The organism is Weissella paramesenteroides (assembly GCF_036327715.1).
GTDB classification, from domain to species: domain Bacteria; phylum Bacillota; class Bacilli; order Lactobacillales; family Lactobacillaceae; genus Weissella; species Weissella paramesenteroides.
The window spans coordinates 437,794-455,804 of sequence record NZ_CP130559.1 but is presented as its reverse complement, the minus strand read 5'-3'; the positions used below and the strand labels follow the sequence as shown (position 1 = coordinate 455,804).

The 18,011-nt window shown below is 36.7% G+C and carries 28 protein-coding genes and 1 other annotated feature; of the genes, 4 read left to right on the top strand and 24 right to left on the bottom strand.

Annotated features, from left to right (window positions below):
• Nucleotides 1-45: 45 nt before the first annotated feature.
• From QRX23_RS02110 to QRX23_RS02005, 22 genes are all read right to left on the bottom strand, one after another.
• On the bottom strand, nucleotides 46-603 hold the full coding sequence (locus tag QRX23_RS02110) for a hypothetical protein (protein WP_330155779.1): 558 nt from the start codon (nucleotides 601-603) through the stop codon (nucleotides 46-48).
• A gap of 198 nt (nucleotides 604-801) precedes the next feature.
• Nucleotides 802-1,107: a hypothetical protein gene (locus QRX23_RS02105; protein ID WP_330155778.1), complete on the bottom strand. Its 306-nt coding sequence runs from the start codon at nucleotides 1,105-1,107 to the stop codon at nucleotides 802-804.
• An 84-nt stretch (nucleotides 1,108-1,191) separates the two neighbouring features.
• Nucleotides 1,192-1,404, bottom strand: a complete 213-nt coding sequence (locus QRX23_RS02100; RefSeq protein WP_330155777.1) for a hypothetical protein — start codon at nucleotides 1,402-1,404, stop codon at nucleotides 1,192-1,194.
• Complete coding sequence (locus QRX23_RS02095; RefSeq protein WP_330155776.1) at nucleotides 1,404-1,556, bottom strand: hypothetical protein; 153 nt, start codon at nucleotides 1,554-1,556, stop codon at nucleotides 1,404-1,406. The genes QRX23_RS02100 and QRX23_RS02095 overlap by 1 nt, the downstream gene beginning before the upstream one ends.
• Nucleotides 1,531-1,782: a DUF3310 domain-containing protein gene (locus tag QRX23_RS02090; RefSeq protein ID WP_330155775.1), complete on the bottom strand. Its 252-nt coding sequence runs from the start codon at nucleotides 1,780-1,782 to the stop codon at nucleotides 1,531-1,533. The genes QRX23_RS02095 and QRX23_RS02090 overlap by 26 nt, the downstream gene beginning before the upstream one ends.
• Entirely contained in the window at nucleotides 1,782-2,456 is a 675-nt protein-coding gene (locus QRX23_RS02085; RefSeq protein ID WP_330155774.1) for a hypothetical protein, read from the bottom strand. The genes QRX23_RS02090 and QRX23_RS02085 overlap by 1 nt, the downstream gene beginning before the upstream one ends.
• 127 nt (nucleotides 2,457-2,583) lie before the next feature.
• Nucleotides 2,584-2,949, bottom strand: a complete 366-nt coding sequence (locus QRX23_RS02080) for a DUF1523 family protein (RefSeq protein WP_330155773.1) — start codon at nucleotides 2,947-2,949, stop codon at nucleotides 2,584-2,586.
• A 37-nt stretch (nucleotides 2,950-2,986) separates the two neighbouring features.
• Nucleotides 2,987-3,424, bottom strand: coding sequence for a dTDP-glucose pyrophosphorylase (locus QRX23_RS02075; protein WP_277380235.1), 438 nt, complete (start codon nucleotides 3,422-3,424; stop codon nucleotides 2,987-2,989).
• The gene (locus QRX23_RS02070; RefSeq protein ID WP_330155772.1) at nucleotides 3,424-3,585 is read right to left on the bottom strand and encodes a hypothetical protein; all 162 of its coding nucleotides are present in this window, start codon (nucleotides 3,583-3,585) and stop codon (nucleotides 3,424-3,426) included. Before QRX23_RS02070 ends, QRX23_RS02075 begins: the two co-directional genes overlap by 1 nt.
• Nucleotides 3,585-4,310 (bottom strand): ATP-binding protein, encoded by a 726-nt coding sequence (locus QRX23_RS02065; protein WP_164223985.1) that lies wholly within the window; start codon nucleotides 4,308-4,310, stop codon nucleotides 3,585-3,587. The genes QRX23_RS02070 and QRX23_RS02065 overlap by 1 nt, the downstream gene beginning before the upstream one ends.
• Nucleotides 4,297-5,175, bottom strand: coding sequence for a phage replisome organizer N-terminal domain-containing protein (locus QRX23_RS02060; protein ID WP_330155771.1), 879 nt, complete (start codon nucleotides 5,173-5,175; stop codon nucleotides 4,297-4,299). Before QRX23_RS02060 ends, QRX23_RS02065 begins: the two co-directional genes overlap by 14 nt.
• A 10-nt stretch (nucleotides 5,176-5,185) precedes the next feature.
• On the bottom strand, nucleotides 5,186-5,713 hold the full coding sequence (ssb, locus tag QRX23_RS02055) for a single-stranded DNA-binding protein (RefSeq protein ID WP_131473413.1): 528 nt from the start codon (nucleotides 5,711-5,713) through the stop codon (nucleotides 5,186-5,188).
• Entirely contained in the window at nucleotides 5,676-6,386 is a 711-nt protein-coding gene (locus QRX23_RS02050; RefSeq protein ID WP_330155770.1) for a putative HNHc nuclease, read from the bottom strand. Before QRX23_RS02050 ends, ssb begins: the two co-directional genes overlap by 38 nt.
• Complete coding sequence (locus QRX23_RS02045) at nucleotides 6,386-7,027, bottom strand: ERF family protein (RefSeq protein ID WP_150191260.1); 642 nt, start codon at nucleotides 7,025-7,027, stop codon at nucleotides 6,386-6,388. Before QRX23_RS02045 ends, QRX23_RS02050 begins: the two co-directional genes overlap by 1 nt.
• Nucleotides 7,011-7,205 (bottom strand): hypothetical protein, encoded by a 195-nt coding sequence (locus tag QRX23_RS02040; RefSeq protein ID WP_277375515.1) that lies wholly within the window; start codon nucleotides 7,203-7,205, stop codon nucleotides 7,011-7,013. Before QRX23_RS02040 ends, QRX23_RS02045 begins: the two co-directional genes overlap by 17 nt.
• A gap of 67 nt (nucleotides 7,206-7,272) precedes the next feature.
• The gene (locus tag QRX23_RS02035) at nucleotides 7,273-7,479 is read right to left on the bottom strand and encodes a helix-turn-helix domain-containing protein (RefSeq protein ID WP_330155769.1); all 207 of its coding nucleotides are present in this window, start codon (nucleotides 7,477-7,479) and stop codon (nucleotides 7,273-7,275) included.
• A gap of 3 nt (nucleotides 7,480-7,482) precedes the next feature.
• Nucleotides 7,483-7,887 carry a hypothetical protein gene (locus QRX23_RS02030; protein ID WP_330155768.1) on the bottom strand — a complete coding sequence of 135 codons (405 nt, stop codon included), beginning with the start codon at nucleotides 7,885-7,887 and terminating at the stop codon, nucleotides 7,483-7,485.
• A gap of 64 nt (nucleotides 7,888-7,951) precedes the next feature.
• Nucleotides 7,952-8,164, bottom strand: coding sequence for a hypothetical protein (locus QRX23_RS02025; protein ID WP_330155767.1), 213 nt, complete (start codon nucleotides 8,162-8,164; stop codon nucleotides 7,952-7,954).
• Nucleotides 8,165-8,167: 3 nt separating this feature from the next.
• Entirely contained in the window at nucleotides 8,168-8,377 is a 210-nt protein-coding gene (locus tag QRX23_RS02020) for a hypothetical protein (RefSeq protein WP_330155766.1), read from the bottom strand.
• A 3-nt stretch (nucleotides 8,378-8,380) separates the two neighbouring features.
• Nucleotides 8,381-8,782, bottom strand: coding sequence for a hypothetical protein (locus QRX23_RS02015; RefSeq protein WP_330155765.1), 402 nt, complete (start codon nucleotides 8,780-8,782; stop codon nucleotides 8,381-8,383).
• A gap of 2 nt (nucleotides 8,783-8,784) precedes the next feature.
• A complete protein-coding gene (locus tag QRX23_RS02010) occupies nucleotides 8,785-9,555 on the bottom strand; it encodes a phage antirepressor (protein ID WP_330155764.1) in 771 nt (256 codons plus the stop codon).
• A gap of 12 nt (nucleotides 9,556-9,567) precedes the next feature.
• Nucleotides 9,568-9,798 (bottom strand): XRE family transcriptional regulator, encoded by a 231-nt coding sequence (locus QRX23_RS02005; protein WP_330155763.1) that lies wholly within the window; start codon nucleotides 9,796-9,798, stop codon nucleotides 9,568-9,570.
• Nucleotides 9,799-10,056: 258 nt separating this feature from the next.
• Here QRX23_RS02005 and QRX23_RS02000 point away from each other — a divergent pair, with 258 nt between their 5' ends.
• From QRX23_RS02000 to QRX23_RS01985, 4 genes are all read left to right on the top strand, one after another.
• Nucleotides 10,057-10,407 (top strand): helix-turn-helix domain-containing protein, encoded by a 351-nt coding sequence (locus QRX23_RS02000; RefSeq protein ID WP_330155762.1) that lies wholly within the window; start codon nucleotides 10,057-10,059, stop codon nucleotides 10,405-10,407.
• Between the two features lie 3 nt (nucleotides 10,408-10,410).
• The gene (locus QRX23_RS01995) at nucleotides 10,411-10,821 is read left to right on the top strand and encodes a hypothetical protein (protein WP_330155761.1); all 411 of its coding nucleotides are present in this window, start codon (nucleotides 10,411-10,413) and stop codon (nucleotides 10,819-10,821) included.
• A gap of 32 nt (nucleotides 10,822-10,853) precedes the next feature.
• Nucleotides 10,854-11,753: a hypothetical protein gene (locus QRX23_RS01990; protein ID WP_330155760.1), complete on the top strand. Its 900-nt coding sequence runs from the start codon at nucleotides 10,854-10,856 to the stop codon at nucleotides 11,751-11,753.
• A 156-nt stretch (nucleotides 11,754-11,909) separates the two neighbouring features.
• Nucleotides 11,910-12,995: a tyrosine-type recombinase/integrase gene (locus QRX23_RS01985; protein ID WP_330155759.1), complete on the top strand. Its 1,086-nt coding sequence runs from the start codon at nucleotides 11,910-11,912 to the stop codon at nucleotides 12,993-12,995.
• A 1,481-nt stretch (nucleotides 12,996-14,476) separates the two neighbouring features.
• On the opposite strand, the gene QRX23_RS01980 is transcribed toward QRX23_RS01985, so the two are convergent.
• Both QRX23_RS01980 and QRX23_RS01975 read right to left on the bottom strand, forming a co-directional pair.
• Nucleotides 14,477-16,501 carry a KUP/HAK/KT family potassium transporter gene (locus tag QRX23_RS01980; protein WP_330155758.1) on the bottom strand — a complete coding sequence of 675 codons (2,025 nt, stop codon included), beginning with the start codon at nucleotides 16,499-16,501 and terminating at the stop codon, nucleotides 14,477-14,479.
• A 199-nt stretch (nucleotides 16,502-16,700) separates the two neighbouring features.
• On the bottom strand, nucleotides 16,701-17,543 hold the full coding sequence (locus QRX23_RS01975) for a 2-keto-4-pentenoate hydratase (protein WP_408068655.1): 843 nt from the start codon (nucleotides 17,541-17,543) through the stop codon (nucleotides 16,701-16,703).
• A gap of 228 nt (nucleotides 17,544-17,771) precedes the next feature.
• Nucleotides 17,772-18,007 (bottom strand) — a binding site (T-box leader).
• Between the last annotated feature and the right edge of the window lie 4 nt (nucleotides 18,008-18,011).

Genomic DNA, 18,011 nt, shown 5'->3' with positions numbered 1-18,011 from the left:
AAAAAGTCGCCACATATATAATGTGACGACTAACAACTTTAATGTTTACTTTGAACTGTCTAATGCTTTTTGTGCATAATCTTTTGTTGCGTTAGCATCAGCTAATGCCTTTTGCAATTGTTCATCATTTGCAGCCGCATCTTGTAATTTAGCATTCAATGCATCAACTTCCTTTTGCTTTTCAGCAACCTTTTGGTCACCTTCTGCAATCTTTTGATTAATTTCTTGAATCTTTGCATCAATTTCTTTTTGCTTGTCAGCAAGCGCTTGTTGCTTATCTGCGCTCATTGTAGCAACAGTATTATTTAATTCTGTTTGTTTAGCATCTAATTGTTGCTTCAAGCTGCTAACTTGGTTATTCAAATCATTAACAGTTGATTGATTGTTCTGCAAATCTTGACTAGCTTGTTGATATTTATCAAATAGTTGTGTATTTTTGTTTGTCAATTGGTCAATAGTTGCACGAACTTGTGCTAGAGACGCTGACCCTAGCCAGTTATTATCAGCTCCAGCTTTAATACCAAAAGCCCCTACTGTTAATGCAATAACAATAGCTAGTGCAATTTTACGTCCTCGTGACCAAATACTCTTTTCTACAAACATAACAATTATATATCTCCTAAATTCTATATATTTTCAAATTTTTCACACAAAACTTCATAAGTTTACATCTTTCAATAAATCTTGTACATGATTTTTTTGTGTCTTTTTTGTGAATTTTTATCGAATTCATATTACATTTAAATATTGGTCTCTTATTTCTACCCAATAATAATATCCAGCTAGTTACTTACGTGCCATTTACTCCACCATCTCAATCGTTTCTGGGTGCAACCATGCCGTCATTAATTCATCTTCACGTTTTGTTGTAATGAACTCGCTGAAAGCTGGTACATGACCTAATCCTTGCTTGTACATGAACGTGCTAAATCCTGCATTAACCTCTTTAAATGACATCATCTGTTTCATTTGCATTTCAGTCATCTCAATAGTTGGTGCATAAGTATCCTTTAAAACACTCATCTCATAGATAACTAATGGTGCTAATTCATCATCTAAATCTTGTTCCAATAATAAATTTTGTGCATCCTTAAATGTTGTTGCCATTTACCATTCCCTCCATCAACTTATCTAACGCTTCATTTGTTTGCTGCTTTAAATCATCAACAACTTTTTGCTCATCTAAAATCATTAATCATCCTTCGAAAGTTCAACTGCAGCTCGCCATGTTCCTATGAGTGCGTTCATACCGTTCTTGGTAAATCTCATTTCAACAACTTTATCGTTCTTACGTGAAAAAAATTGTTTAGCCTGAACAGTGAAAGTACCGTCATCATTTTGTTCAAGACCTAAGGTTGATTCAATAACACCTTTTTCATCTAGTCCTACATTTTCATATTGCATTACCATTCCTCCCGATCACTCAATGATTTAACTTTCATAATCTGATACGCCTTACCGTGATAAGCACTTAACAACTCGTATAAATCGTTTCCAGTTGCGACCACTTCGGCTGGTTTTTTGTTCGTATTAAACACGATGTACTTTGGTATCATTCGCTGTCTCCTTATCCGCAATTAACATATCCACGTATTCCCGACATTTCTTTAAATCTTCTAAGCCATTCTTCTTATCCGCTCGTGCCACATACTTGATTACGTTAGCTGCTTTCCACGCTGACCGTCCTAGCATGTCCCCTACGATGCTGTTGATGTGATCTTTAACTTCTGTACCGTCACTCAACAAATAGTGCTTAGGGTGCTTTACAGCGTCATATATCATTACTCTTCCACCTCAATCACTTCCTGATGAGAATTAGCCCAACTCTCGGCTTCTTCTTTGGTTTTGAATTTAGTGGCATTTTCAATATCGTAGGCAAAGTAATTTATCTCGGCTAAATTACCAAAATGAGCTACAACTCCATAGTGACGGTCGCCATTCACATTTAACTCTTTACTCCGCACGACCCACTTCTTAGGCTTCTCTACTTCGAATACATCTTCGCCGTTTACCCAACGAATGATTGCGATTAGGCGGTTGTTTGTTTGGAGCGTATTAACCATATCTGCTTTCCACCACTCTGCAACTACTGCTGGAACATTTCCAAGGTCTACATAGCCAACAAAGTTATTGATTAAATTATTGTTTTTTCGCCATTCTTCCAACTCATTCATAAATTCCTGTGACACCACATATTTATCACTCATCTGCTCTTCCTTTCGTCCGTCAAATGCAATTTCAATCTCATCATCTAAAAGGAGTAGATGAGAGTACGTAATAAGTTCTTCTCTATTGATTAAGGCATACGGAAATTCAAATCCACTAATTTCTTTTCTTGGTGTATAATATGTTGGCTTTTCACGTCTACCCCGCCATAACAAACCTTTATTCTCAAATTTTTCCAATACTTCACGCTCTTGTTGCTCGTTAGCCACGATATATGCTTTAGCTGTCATTAGTAGCCCCTCTCAATCATCTTTCGTGCCTCTCGCACTGTTTCAGGTTCCTCATACGCTTTAAATTCGATCCAGTCACGATAGCCACGGCTTTGAGCGAATTCATTCAGCTGTTTCATCTTCGTCATCATTTATTGCCTACTTTCTTAACAGACACTAAATTTTCATACTGACTAAATAGGTTATTTCTAAAGCCAGCTGTTTTTATTTTTACCTTGTCGCCTACAGATAATTTGGCTTGAATATCAGCACTATTGAACTTACCAAATAGAAAGCTATCATCATTTTTGATGACTTCGTCATTGTTTAACACAATAAAGAAATCGCTATCATCGCTTTTGTTTTTAACATACAGATTAGTTATCTCGCCTGACCTGACGTGCGGTTGCTTATAGGCATCCACTACCGATTTAATTAACAATGTTCCGCCTGTCATGAGAGCGATTGCTAAAATGCTTATTAAACTTATTTTCACAATATTTTTCATCTTCATACGGGCTCGCAGTCTTTCCACCCTCGGCTGTTTGTTGTTAGTTCTCCCAATTTATTTCGACTCGGGGGTTATCTTTATCAATGCCTCTAAAATCGTCATACGTCGCCACCACGAAGTTTAAATTGTCGTTTGGCATAAATACCTGTCCACGGACTGAACTTGCCTGAAAGGCGTCAAAAATAAACTTATGCGTAAACGTCCAGTTGTCTAAGTCCGTGCGTCTGTCTGGCAAGTACCAGTCAAACTTAAATTTAGTCTTTGCTCCAATCGGAGCTAGTCCATCGACCATTGCTTGGTCAACTAGTGGCATGATTTTCGCTTGAATTTGATGCTTGCGTTTGTTGGCAATCATTCGCCCAGCACGCATACCATGGATCATAATCCAATTGTTTAAGGTCATTTTGACTAACCGCATCTTGCCTTGCTTTTTCATTGGCAAAATAAATGCAGTTAGTGGAATGATTAACTTTGCCATTAAGCTACCCGCACAATCTTAAAATCACTGAGCTTCATGCCATAAACACTTGCTAAATATTCTTGTTGGTATGCAACCTGTTTCAACGGAAATGCACCCCAATATCTATCTTCATTCAGAACATGGGCGTGTAGTTCATATTTTGGTTCTTCGTCCACCATTACACCTCCCTAACATCTGCCATGTCGGTCATATCAATGACATGGTTTGGGTTGCTAGGAATTAGCCTAGACAACGTTGCCATATCGTATTTTTTTGTTAAAGCTAACTCATTATCATTAGATGTGATAATCGTTGTTTTACCTTTTCTAGCATCTGCTAGTCTAAATAACATGCCAGCCATTTTTTCTTTGGCTTCCCTTTGCGTATCTTTACCAAAATCATCAAGGATCAGCACATCAACTTCTCGCATATATTTCTCAACAACTGCTAGCTGTTGTTGCAATTTTTCATCATGAAATGATTGATACGTCATGTCCCGCCATTCAATCACAGACACAAACATATTCGTACACTTATCACTTAATCCGTCCATAATCGCCAAAGCTAATGAAGTTTTACCTGTGCCTGCTTCACCATTCAAAAAGACATTAAATGGTTCTACTGCCAGTTGACGCATAATGCGATAGGCTTGATTGCCAACTTCTTTTGCTCGTTGTTCGTTAGCTTGTTTTTCAGGCAACCAGTCACTAAATTTAAATGACCGTGCCTTTTCCTCACCCCATAGACTTGCTTTAATATATTTCGTACGGTCTTGTTTCTGCCATTGTTGCGTAAACATAGCAGCTTCCTGTTTTTCTTTTTCTACTCGTTGTTCAGGCGTTAAATGAATAGGTTCAAGACCACGTTTTTTTAATTGGCGCACCCAATTTTCAGCTAGTGGCATGTTGCTCACGCTTTCTTTGGCGGTCAGCTAACCATTTAGCTTGCTCAGGGGTTAAATCGCTTTCTGCTTGTCGATTAGACTGGTTGTCCTGCCAATTTTTTTCGTCTTTCTCATATTGTTCCAACGTCAGAATGTTTTTAGACAATTTATTATTTAAAATACCGTTGATATAACTAACGCTGTTTTTACCTGCTGCACTTGCTACTCCAATAGCTTTTAGTAAAACTCCTATTTCCATGCCATCTTGTTCATGAAATGCTATCAAATTATCAAATGCGACTGAATTAGGGCTGATAAAAATGCCATTATCCTGTAATGAATTTAAAAGTTGCGTTTTGGCAGGAGTGACGACAGACGACTGATTGTTTTCTGTCTCTTGTTCTCTCTCTGTCTCTATATCTAACTCTTTATCTATCTCTATCTCTTTCTCTACGTGACCCAACCGTGACTTAGGTGTGACATTGTCACGGTTGTTAGTTTTTGAACTAACTAATTGACGTTCTCTTTCACGTTGTCGGCGCTTGCGTTCAGTAGATGAGCTTTCAGAACCAACCATGTTTTTCATAGATACTAATTCAACTTCATCTGTACCACTATCAACAAGAAGACCTTTGTTATGCAGATAATTTACAGTCACTTGAACATTTTCATATTCTTCGTCAATATCTAATGCAATTTCTTCAATGAAATTACTTGAAACACCTTCAAAGTATAATTTGCCATCAGTTTGTAAACTTTTGAGCAACATCTTTAAATAAATCACTGTGTAAGTGTCGCCTCCTGCAATTCTGCGCAAGGCTTTTATTTCTTTTCTGCTAAAAAAATTTTCTGGAAGCTTTAACCAAAAATATCGTTTATCACTCATTTTCAACCTCCTAGAACGGCAATTGGTCTTCAAAGTTATTGCCGTTGCCATATCCCTGTGATCCACCAAAATTATTTTGTTGTGGTTGTTGGCGTTGTTGATTGAAGTTTCCTTGTGGTGCTTGCTGTTGGTTGAAATTGTTTTGTCGCTGTGGCTGTTGATTAAAGTTATTTTGCTGTGGTTGACTAACCCCACCTTGCTTACGTTGGTCAGTCACTTCCTTGCTTTCTAATAACGAGAAATTATTAACAACTACTTCGGTAACGAATACTTTTTGCCCTTGCTGGTTATCATAGCTACGTGTTTGCAAACGTCCTTCCAGTCCAATCAATGAACCTTTAGCGGTCATTTTTGCCATATTTTCAGCCGCCTTACGCCAAATAACAAAGTTAATAAAGTCACTACCTCGTTCACCATTACCGTCAGTAAATGAACGTTCAACTGCTACTGTTGCACTGGCTACGGCTGTACCTGACGTGGTATATTTCAACTCCATATCTTTAGTTAGTCTGCCAGTTAGTGTGACGTTGTTTATCATCTATTTCCTCCATTCGTTTGTAGGTCATGATGCCTAGCTGATTTAATGTTTGTGGATCTAACAAAATTCCCTTAATGTGGTATTTTTCTTTGAATGTTAGCCAACCTAGTTTGTGTGCCTCTTGATGATGTTCACGACATAAAGCAATGAGATGCTTTTGCCGATGATCGACTAAATTACGGTCATTGCCCATTCCCACACCATCTACGTGATGAACATCAGCGTGCTTGCCACAAATCACACATGACCGATATTTCAATGATTGGTACATATACATATCCAAATCATCCTGATAAGTTAGCCCGCTATGTTGCATTGGTATGTGGTTTCTAATTGCATAATCAAGTAAGAATGTGATAAATTCTCTTGCAGTTGTCATATCAGCATTAGCAAAACTGAAATATGGTGTCCCAGTTTCAGCAGTGAAGTAGTATTTCAACCATTCCTTACATTCCTCTGGCACATAGCCTGACCACCTAGCAATTTCACCAATAATCGCATAAGCCTTTTTGCGTTGAACATTGCTCAAATGTCGTTCATCTTGTACATTAACCACAACCTGTGGTTGGTCTTCGGTAGTAAACAGGGACAAGCTTGCCAGCTCTTCACGGCTTTCAAGCGTGACCGCTATTTGATTACCTTTAATCGCTGTAATTCGTCCCCAAAGTTCCATTACTGAATACCTGCGTCATTAATTGCGAATATCGTTGCTCCAGCCAATACAGATGCCTTATCAGCTGATAATTTATCTAGATCACTAGTGTTATTATTTTTTTCAGTCATACCCGCCGTGGCAAATATTTGCGGTACTTTTTCTTTGGGAGCATTTTTCAATACTTCTTTGAGCTTAGCTATGATTGCTTTACGCATTTGGTCTTGTCTGATTTGCTCTTGCTTCAAGGCTGTAATAGACTGCCCATCGTCGTCATCATCTGCGACAATGCCAAACGCTGACGCCAAACTACCGCGTCGTGCATACGTGGTGTTAGCCAACGTCTGTTGCGGTGTAGAACCGGTTTCAACTGGTAGCCCCTCAACCTGCATGAACTCACCAGATGAATGAATAATATTAGTTACAACTTGCATTTCACGTTTACCATTCGCATTAAGGCCCTCAATAATTGATTGAGTATAAGTAATCGGTACATTTGAAGTTTTGATAGCTAACCTCACCGCATTATCAATATCAGATAAATCTGCATATTTTCCGAAATGTCCGTTTTTTGTCTTAGTCGGTTGGACCATGTTCATTTGCATTTTTGCTAAATCTGCGTTTAGCTCTGGTGTTGGGTTCAACTCATTCCGTGTAATCATTAAATTTTTCCTCCGTGTCAACTTTTTCGCCATACTCGACTAAGTAGTCGACTGCTTTTTCTAGTGGCACATATTCACCATCAATCTTTACGATTTCATCACCCACGATAATTTCGTCATCTTGGTAGTCGTAACCCCAGATTTCATCTTCTGGTGGGTCTATCCAATCTTCTGGCATGTTGTACCTCCTTGTGCTATTCTTAGAGGGTAATTATGTCTCCTAACCTAGTTACCCGAACGCCTAGTCACTCCACATGATTAGGTGTTTTTTCGTGTCCGATTAAGTAATCAACTGATACATCAAAGTAATCAGCTAATTTAATTAGTACATCTATACGTGGCTCACGTTCATTTAGTTCATAATGAGAGTATGTAGAACCTGGTATATTTAGTTCTTTGGCTGCTTCTTGTTGTTGCATTCCCTTAGCTTTGCGCAATTCTTTTAATCTCATTTCTCACACTCCTTTTTCTGCTCTCCACTTGTATTCATACATCAACCCCTTGAGCGTATACGGTGAAATGCCAGTTTGTTCAGATACTTTTTTATACAATTCTTTGAGTTCGTTACCTCGTGCATCAGGTTGCTTATCACGATATGACTTAAAAATTTTGTAATTAGCTTCCCACTTTTGATGTATTTTTTTGTCGTGCTTACGTGATTTTGCTATTGAGTTTTCTTTTTTACAGCTTAATGTGACGTATCCATTTTTAAGTTGTGATTCATTATTGACTGGTAACCTCACAAAGTCTTTTGATTTTGAAAAACCATGATGTAAGTTACCTACACCTGTTGATCCGATGTCATAATCTGCCATGTTATTTCCTTTCTGTTGACCGCCCACACCGGTTAAAATGCGCATATGGACCCGTGTAAAATCTTTATTTCACATCTCAACCTGTGTTGACGGTCAACCGTTTATTTATTTAGTGCAGCGGTTTATCTGCTGTTGCCTTGCCGTCAGTGATACGAATTAACAACCAACTGGTTGCTCGCATGATGCCTTTGATAAACCACCAAATTTGAAGCTTGTATGTGTAAGCTAAATAGATCACACACATCACGCCAATCGTTGGCAAAATAGCTGCTAACGTTGCCATGCCTAATAACTGAATAAACATTGCCATTTCTGCTAACATGTCCTACTTCCTCCCTATCTCTCCATTGCCCCATTTTCTTAACAAATCCTGTGAAAACCTACCATCTCTTTGTTCAACGCCAGCCATTACGAATGATGGATCTTCTCTTATCTCTCCGAATTTATCTTCACCGTACCCAAGCAAAGCGGCAGCTGTTGGCGCATCTAACCAAATACGTTGCTCAATTGGAATCTCTGGCTTTGGTCTCGACATAAGTTAATCTCCTGTATCGCTCATATAATCCAAAAAACTATTCATGAATTCTTTTGCCTTTTCATGCTTGACTTCCTTATCGGTTTCTTCCAATGCTTCAAGTAGCTGGTCAAACAGTCCGTATGGATCGTTAACCGAATTAATTTTTGGTGCCTCTACTTTTTTACCCATATCTTTAGCTAAATCTTCCATTGCGTCAGTTAGTTGTGTGAAATTATCTAAGACACTTACGTTTTGACTTACATCTTCCGTCGTGTCATCTTTTAAACTGCTCATATCTGCTTCATGCATAGCAACTAGTAAGTCGTTTGATAATTGAATAATGCCGTATTTATCAGGAACAAGTGTTGTTGCTCGCACATAGTTGTCTGTTTGTAGTGCTGGGTGTGTTTTGTATTCAGTCATGGTTAAATCTCCTGTTCAATTGTTGGTAAAATGCCATCTACTTTTAGCAAGTTGTAAATGAATACACGTCCTTTTTGCGTCCATTTGGTATTCATTTTTACATCGCTGCTACCATCTCTCTTAGTGATGTCAACCGTTGTGCTAAACGTATATCCTTTGTCTTGATACTTTGAATAAAGCACCCATTGACCGCCAATTTTGTATTGCACGCCCAAGCTATGTAGCTTGTCATTCATTTGCTTTGCTGACCAACCATAGTCCTTTGCAATTTGTGTGATGGTTACCAGTGACTTTGATTGCATGATTTTGTCATAGTAATCAGCCTTAGGACGTGACTCTGAAACCTGTTGTGTGAGCAGTACGTTCTTCTCTCGCTCATTCTTCAATTCAGTTGCCACCTTGATTAGTGTGTCAGGACTTAATAGAATTTCTTCAATCTTTTCGTTGGTTAGATATGCACCATGCTTGCGAATGCTTGGCAAGACTTCTTTACGCAACCAGCGCTTTGCATTTTCGGCAGCGGGTTTTCTACTTGCTCCAATGAATTCATAAACACCCGATTCAGTGATTACATTCATTTTTTGTTTTCCACCAGGGGTGTCGATTGAACCGACACCCTTTTCATCTTCATCTAAATTTGAAATCACATCTCGTGAATTTTTGACATCTAATAGATAAGCAATGTCCTTTGCAACAAAATATGGTGTTCCATTAATTTCTACTGTTCGAACATTCATTTGTTCAAAGTTAAATACCTGTACTTCATTTGCCATGTTTAAGCCTCCTTATAGTTCTAACCAGTTTTCGCCATCATAATTTGTATAAGCGAACAACTTGTTTACGTATACATAGGCTTGTCGATTATTTGCCTGACCACCTAACAATTGATAAACGTAAGATGGTGTTTTGCCAATATAATTGGCAAGCTCATCAACACTAATTTGTTTGTACTCGATGTAGTCTTTAAAAGCTTTTCGTGCATCAAACAAAGTCTTGTTTGCTTCCTTAATGCTCATAGATTTAACCTCCTATTTAATTTTCAAGTAAAATTCATTGACTTTTTTATAACTAAAGTTTAAACTTTAATCATAGTTAAAAACCGCAATAAATAACTACATTTATCATGTCTACCTCGCCAAAAGTACATTTGATAATTGCTTGTTTTTTTGTTGCTTATTACTTGAATGACTTAAGTTTATAACTAAAGTTTAATTACGTCAAGCGTTTTTATAACAAAAGTTTAAATTTATTTCGTTTAATTTGGAGAATTTACAATGACAACATTTGAACGAATTAAACAAACCGCAAAAGAACGCGGCTTAACTCTTAATCAATTGAATGATACAGCAAAATTAAAGAATAATATTATTTACTCTTGGAAAAATAAAACGCCATCAGCTGAAAACCTTTCAAAAGTTGCTGACGTCCTAGGCGTATCAGTAGACTACCTATTAGGTAACACAGATGATATGCACGCAAATAAAAAATCAGATAATGTCATCAATCTTGATGAAGCTTTGTCTGATAAGGGAGTTATTATGGAATTTCAAGGAAAGGAGCTATCTGATAAAGCAAAACGTGGAATTCTTGAAATTTTAAATTTAATTGATGGTGACGAGGAGTAGCCTATGCTCGAATTAGAGGAACAGATTGATAATCTCATCTATGCATCACATATTATTCTTAAATATGCCAAGTTTAATCCTGATGATCCAGATGTGGTTATTATCAGAGTGGATAAACCCCCAGTAATTATAATCAATACAGAATTTGTCACACCTTACCCTATGCCTGCTAGAAAAACGCATGAGTTTTCACACGTCGTATATGGTAATGGCGAACCTATGCTTTATCATTTTTCGATGGGCTTTAAAAACCAGTCTGAAATAATAGCAAACAAGGGCATGATTTATATATTAGCAAAATTTATATATGGTGATACACCTTTAGAATACCGTAATTACAGTGATTTTATGAATGAATTTCACTTACCTTCTTGGTTTGAACCTATTGTTAAAGATATACTTAAAGAAGTATGAAAGTTATAGTGGGCAATTTATAAGGAGTAGTTATGGAAACATTATCATTGATACTTGGTTGGATAGGTATTCTATCTATTATTTATTGGGCAGTTAAACGATTCAAAGCAAAGAAAAATGGTCAAATATACAAAAAGCAATACATTCCAATTACGGTAGGATTATTATTTATTGTATTCGGAACAATGGTAGATCCCATAAAATCATCTAAAGTCACAACAAATACTGATGTGAAACAGTCTTCTGATTATGTTACTAAAAAAACATCCATAAGCAAATCTGAGAAACATGCTAAAAAAGATAGTAAAACGAGTTCAGAAAAGAACCATCATAAATCTAGCGTTTCAAAATCTACGAGTAGCGATAAAATCACAAAACCATCAAGTACTTCTAGTGTGACTGCGACTTCTACTAGTAAAACAACAGTAATTAACTATAATTTTGATGATGTAGAACCCAGTATGTCTATGGATCAAGTGATTAGTGCCATTGGTAAGCAGCCGACCGACAGAGATGAATATACACTCTATTATGGTAAAGAAGATTTAGATTTTAATGAAAATAAGCTTATTGGTTCTAGTGTGCAATCAATTCAAGACAAGATAGATGCTAAATACAAAGCAGAACAAAAAGCTAAAGAAAAAAAGAAAAATCAGGAAGCTAATCTGAAGTCACAAGCGCAATATTTTGGACAAAAAGATGTTGAAACTCTGCAGAAAATGTCATCAACTTATAAGTCGCTTCGTATAGATAACGGAATGATGTATACTTTCAATTTTAATGGCGATATGTTAGTCCGTGTTGATTCAGATGACGGATATACAAATGTTTATAAATATGATACAAATGCAAGTAACGGTTTAGGAGAAAATCTATATACTGGTAAAACTATTATGCAAAAAGAAAAACGTTCATACTATTTTCTAAACTAAAAAAACACGTACACTCCCATCGCCAAACAGTAGTGTACGTGCATTCCCATATTAACAAGCGTTTTATGCGCCTATTTACATATTCAAGTATATCAGACCTGGATATGTCGGTAAACTATCTATATTTTTTACATGAAAGGTTAGGTTTAAACTAATATGGCTGATATACAAAAGCGTGGCTCGAAATACTTAGCCCGTGTTACCTACAAAGAAAACGGCAAATATAAGAAAAAAAGTAAAAGCGGTTTTACAACTTTGAGTGCTGCTAAATCGTGGATAAAACAACAAGAAGCCAACAAGACTAATGGTAGTTTTACCGTTGATAGTAAACAGTTATTTCCTGATTATTTTAAATCATGGTATGAGCTGTATAAAACAGACGCCAGTGATGCTCAACAACGTTGGTATAAATTTGCCCATCATATTTATTCAGAACGATTAAGCAACGTTACGTTAGCCAAGCTAACCCGCCCAATATTACAACATTTTCTTAATGATTTAGCTAAGGACTATGCTTTCAGTACCGTAAAAAAGCTTAAAACATATCTGGTGCAATCTATCAAAGGCGCACTTTATGATAATTTAATATCAACTGACCCAACAATTGGTCTAACCTATACTGGAAAAGATGGTAAAAATAGAGAATTAAAGTTCTTAGAAGAACCACAGATGAAAGCCTTGATAGAATATTTAACCACTATTCCAGTATTTGAACGTAGTGTTAGTGACATGATGATTATAATGGCGCTAAATACTGGTGCAAGGTATGAAGAGGTCGCCGCCTTAACTTGGGGTGATATAACTAATAATTCTATTTCAATCAACAAAGCATGGGATCAAGTATCACGTAAGGTTAAAGAAACCAAAAATAAGTCATCTAATCGTGTAATAAGTGTACCCAACAACTTAATCGTTGATTTAAAAGCATGGTCTCCTATTCATGATAATAATGACTTCATATTTTGTAATGATGAAACTGGCTTACCTCAAACAAGTAATGCGGCTAATAAAAAATTACAGAAGGCACTAATAAAAATAAAATCTCCTAAAAGGATAACTTTTCATGGTCTTCGACATACTCATGCTAGTTGGTTATTGTCAAGCGGTGTTGATGTAAAATACGTTTCTGAAAGACTAGGTCATTCGTCAATAACCATGACGCTAGATATATATACTCATCTGCTACAAACAACAAGAACAAACGAGGCACAAAAGTCTGTCAGATTGCTATCGCAACTATAAATTTAGTGCCGAATTTAGTGCCGAATTTTTCAGAAAACAATAGGAAAATGCAGGAAAATACAGGAAACTATATATTTTCAAATTATTATCAAACGTTGATATAAAGGCATTTGTAGCATGTTATCAACATTTACAAATAACCCTAAAATGCTCCTCGGCTCCATAGTAGGGTTTACAAATGCCTTTTTATCAACGTTTTGCCTTTATATCAGGCATTCAGGTACACATCTAAGTACACACAACTGGTGTACTTGAAAAATTAAATAATATGGGACTACCTACCATGTAATATGTCGCTATTCATTTGATTGAATGGCGTTTTATTTTGTCTCGGAAAATACCGATAATATAGAAACATTCGTAGCTTTTCAGGTAAACACTTAATCACTCGTAAATGATTAGTTTGGATAATATAAAAAAGCACTAACAAATAATTGTCAGTGCTTACGATTAATTAACTTATATACAACTTCATCCGTTTCCATTATGATAATTAAGTAGTGAATTTGAGTTAGCTACTCAATGAAACTATGGCAAGTTCCAATGTTTAAAATAGCCCCTAACTTCTTTCGAACTACTTAGGACACGGGAGGTTATGCTATGTTTTACCTTTGGTTCGTCCATGAAAGGGTTAAGAGATATTGCCCAATGTAAATATTGTGGCTAATGTTGAGGGCTGGCAAGTAATAACAGTTGTTCTAATTGTTTACCTTGCTAGTGTTGTGAGGTCTTTTATCAAGTATTATTTTACTTACAAGACAACGCAACGCCCAAAAGAAAAGTGCCAACGTTCTAAACGCTGACACTTAACACTCTAAACTCTGGACACTTGTCGCCTGTAAGGTGGTCGAGACCGTGCAGGCTTTTTTGTATGACTTAATTATACGGTGTGCGTTCCCACTTTGTAAAGACTAAGTCCTCGTACGCGCAATGGCCATATGACGCTTGCATTTATTTATAACTGCTTACACTTATTCATTTTATTGATTTTAAATAACAACCTGATTATTTACTTCATCACAGCAAACGGCATTTTGCATGTTATCATGTTGTATAAAGATATTGTATATGAACAGTTCCCACCCGTTATCAACACTATTACTGGGTACATTATCAGACTCGCTAATTTAGAAAGGACAATCTCATGTATTGGAAAGGTTTATCTAAGACAAATGAAAAGCGCCTATCTCAAACAGGTGTAACCCCTCTCTCTCAAATAAGCATACAGTCATTATCAGAGACAAATAAAACTGGCTTGCAAGACTTGCTTTCAATGGAAAATGCCATAGAAAAGCGCTGATAAGTCATAAAGATTTATCAGCGCTGCCCAAAAATACACTCTAAAACTCAATCGCCTGTAAGGTCTTGTGCACCTTGCAGTTTTTTTATGTCTATATTTTATGATGTCGGCTGGCACTTTATAAAGTTTCCCCGCCCACATATAAAAAAAACGAGAACAGCATCATCTGACAAATTAATAACTACTTTTTTATTTGCCGATGATATATCTTTCTTTGCATAACATATTGGTTACTTGTGTAATTAATAAACAATGGTGCACTCTCCTCAATCACATTACTGAATTCCAAGCCATACCATGTGGTTGGTGAAGCGGTAATCTTTTGTAGATAAATTCTACCTGCAATCAAACGTCTGTCTAGCCCACTCAGTTTATCATTAATAACCAAATCCGCAGGTTGTTCCTTAATAATGACAAATTTAAATGAGCCAACTTTGCGCTCCATCTGAGTTGAGTACTTTGGCACTTGTGATTTTAAAACGCCTTGTTCAACTAACTTGGCAACAATTTGATGCAGATAAACACTTACCACTTGAGATCGTTTAAAGCCAAGATATAATTGCACATTGACAATATTGTCCGTATCCAACATATCCACCGTGTAGCTACTTTCATATGGTTCATCTGTTTCATTTACTGTGACAAACCAATATACTTTAGCTCGTTTTGGTTGCCGATCTAAAATAGAGTACATTGCACTACGTTTAATTCGATAATCATCTTTAATTTTAGTCATGTAAACCAAATTTGTAGTAAAAAATGGTTCTGTCTCATCATCACTTAACTTTGACAGTTGATCACGGTAATCAAGTAAAGACACATATTCACTTGCTACTTCATAATGCTCTCTTTTCTTATTACCAAAGTACCAAACCCACATCACATACAAAATAAGCAACATCAATAATACTGTAATATAGCCACCATGAATAAATTTAACCAGACTAGCTATCAAGAATAAAGTCTCAATCGTCCCAAAAAATAACGCAATCCCCAATGCACTAACCCGGTTAAGACGATCCTTCAAAAATTCAAAGAGCAGCACTGTTGTCATTAACATGGTAACAGTAATTGCTAGACCATATGCGGCCTCCATCTTTTGTGAATTACCAAAGTACCAAACAATGCCCAACGTCATAATACATAAAATCCAATTCACATTTGCAATATAGATTTGATTTTTAACATCACTAGGATGTTTAACCAATAAACGTGGTAATAATTTTAATCCCATTGCTTCAGAAACTAATGTAAAGGAACCTGTAATTAACGCCTGCGAAGCGATAACAGCAGCCAAAGTGGCAAGTACTATACCTAAAATTCGCCAATTACCAGGCAGCATTTCATAAAACGGATTAAGATTTGACAGATTAGCATATGCCTGATCATGTGCGTGATTAATAATCCAAGCACCTTGACCTAAGTAATTTAAAATCAATGCGCCATAGACCAATGGCCATGTTGCATAAATATTTTTCTTACCAACGTGCCCCATATCAGAATATAAAGCTTCAGCACCTGTTGTTGCCAGAAAAACACTTCCCAGAATGAAAATACCAACTTTATTAACCGGACTAAATAACAACGTAATGGCGTAGTATGGTGACAAAGCTTTTAAGATTACTGGGTATCCTAATATGTTGACAATACCAAAAACTGCTAAAAAGCCAAACCATAATATCATTACTGGTCCAAAGGCTTTTCCAATCGTACTTGTACCAAAACGCTGAATAACAAATAGCAACAATAACACCACCGTTGTAATTAACAAGACATCACTTTGCGCATTCCCAAATGATATTGACCCCAGATGCTGTCCACGTAACCCTTCAATGGCTGAAGTAACGGTTACTGCTGGTGTTAATGTACCATCGGCTAAAATAGCGGCACCACCAATTAACGCTGGAAAAATGAGCCATTTTGCTTTTGCTCTTACCAATGCATAAAGTGAAAAGATACCTCCTTCATGATTATTATCGGCTTGCATGGCAATAACCACATATTTTAACGTCGTAATAATCATAAGCGTCCAAAAAATCAACGAAATGGCACCGATAATATAATCCGGTGATGTATGGCCCATTTTACCAGCATCACCAACTATGGCGTTCATGACATATAGCGGTGACGTTCCAATATCACCGTATACAATTCCTAACGTAACTAGCATTCCTGCAAATGAAACACGTTCAAATTGCTTGAGCATTACTAATTTGCCTCCAAGTTGGATTAAAAATTTTTGAAATTCTAATTAATACCCCCGTATAGTACCGCCAAACATTTTATAAAGCAACCAATAATTCCATCAAAAAAGCCAGGATATAAATATATCCCGACTCAATCAGCTTAAAACTTACGAAAGAATTATCGCCAAATTTAAATATTTGTTACCTACCAATGCCAGTTTAATCAACAACATCAAAGAACACCGAGCCTAGACCTTTGTCGAAAGTTGCCTTCCAACTGCCATTTCCTAATGATTCCGGTAATAAAAATGTACCACTTGAAACACGTTGTCCAGCTTTTAATGGGGTTCCCTGTTGTTCAAGTTTTTCGACTAACCAATGGAGTGAACGCAGTGGATTTCCTAAAACTTCAGACGAACTACCATCCTTTAGTTTTTTACCATCATGGCATAACTCACATGTGACATTGGCCAACTCATCAACACCGGCGAACAGTTTATCCGTATCCACCTCGTTACCATAAACAACATAACCACCAACAGCCGCATCTGACATTACCATATATTTTGACAGACTTGGGAACCAATCACTAAAACGCGAATCAGGTACTTCAACAGCCGGTGCAACTTTTGTCTTGTGAAGTAAATCTACTAAGGAATCTGTACTACTAAGGTCTTCTTTAGCTGTAAATAACATCTCAACCTCTGCTAATGGCTCCATTAAGTCACTTCGATATAATGTTGTGGGCGATGAAACAAAGTGACTTTTAACCTGGGCACCATAAAGTGGTGAATCTGAGTCAAACATATCCTGGGTTTCTTGACTAGTAAGTGATACCTTGTAGCCACCAACGGCCTCATTTTTTAATTCAGTTAGCTGATGTTGTACCCGATAGGCATTCTCTTCATCCGTAACGCCACCCTCATAGGCAGATTGCTGCAAGGGTTCGTGTGTTTGATATGCGTTAAACAAGTTCTCTGCTAACTCATTTTCAGCTGTTGCTAATTCATTTTCTTTAGTGAATGTTTCTGACATTGTCTGATTCATAAGTGTATCCTCCATTAAATCTGATTTATTTGTTCCCACTTATGTCTGTACCTTGAGGACAAATAAATAATAGTTCATGACTCGAAAATCGTTCATACTGTGTGTTAAATGCGACAAAAGACTAATCTGACTAGGACTCTCTTTTGCGCTTTGAATCACCGATTCCATCTGTCCTCACCCCCTAAAATACAATTAATGCCATTCAAATTAAAAAGCGTCCTTTTAACTACCTGGTTAAATAGTTAAAAGGACGCTGTATGCGTGGTACCACCTTAATTTATAATGCTATCACTAGCATTATCTCTCACGTACAATATTTGTAATACGCTGACACTATAATGGGTGCACCCAAAGTCATCTAATAAAATTTCAATGACATAGCTCAGAGATGATCGTCATTAATTATCGCAACCTGTTTCGCACCAACCAACAGTTCTCTTATTGCTAACAAATAATGAGCTTCTCTTCATTACTTTTTAATTT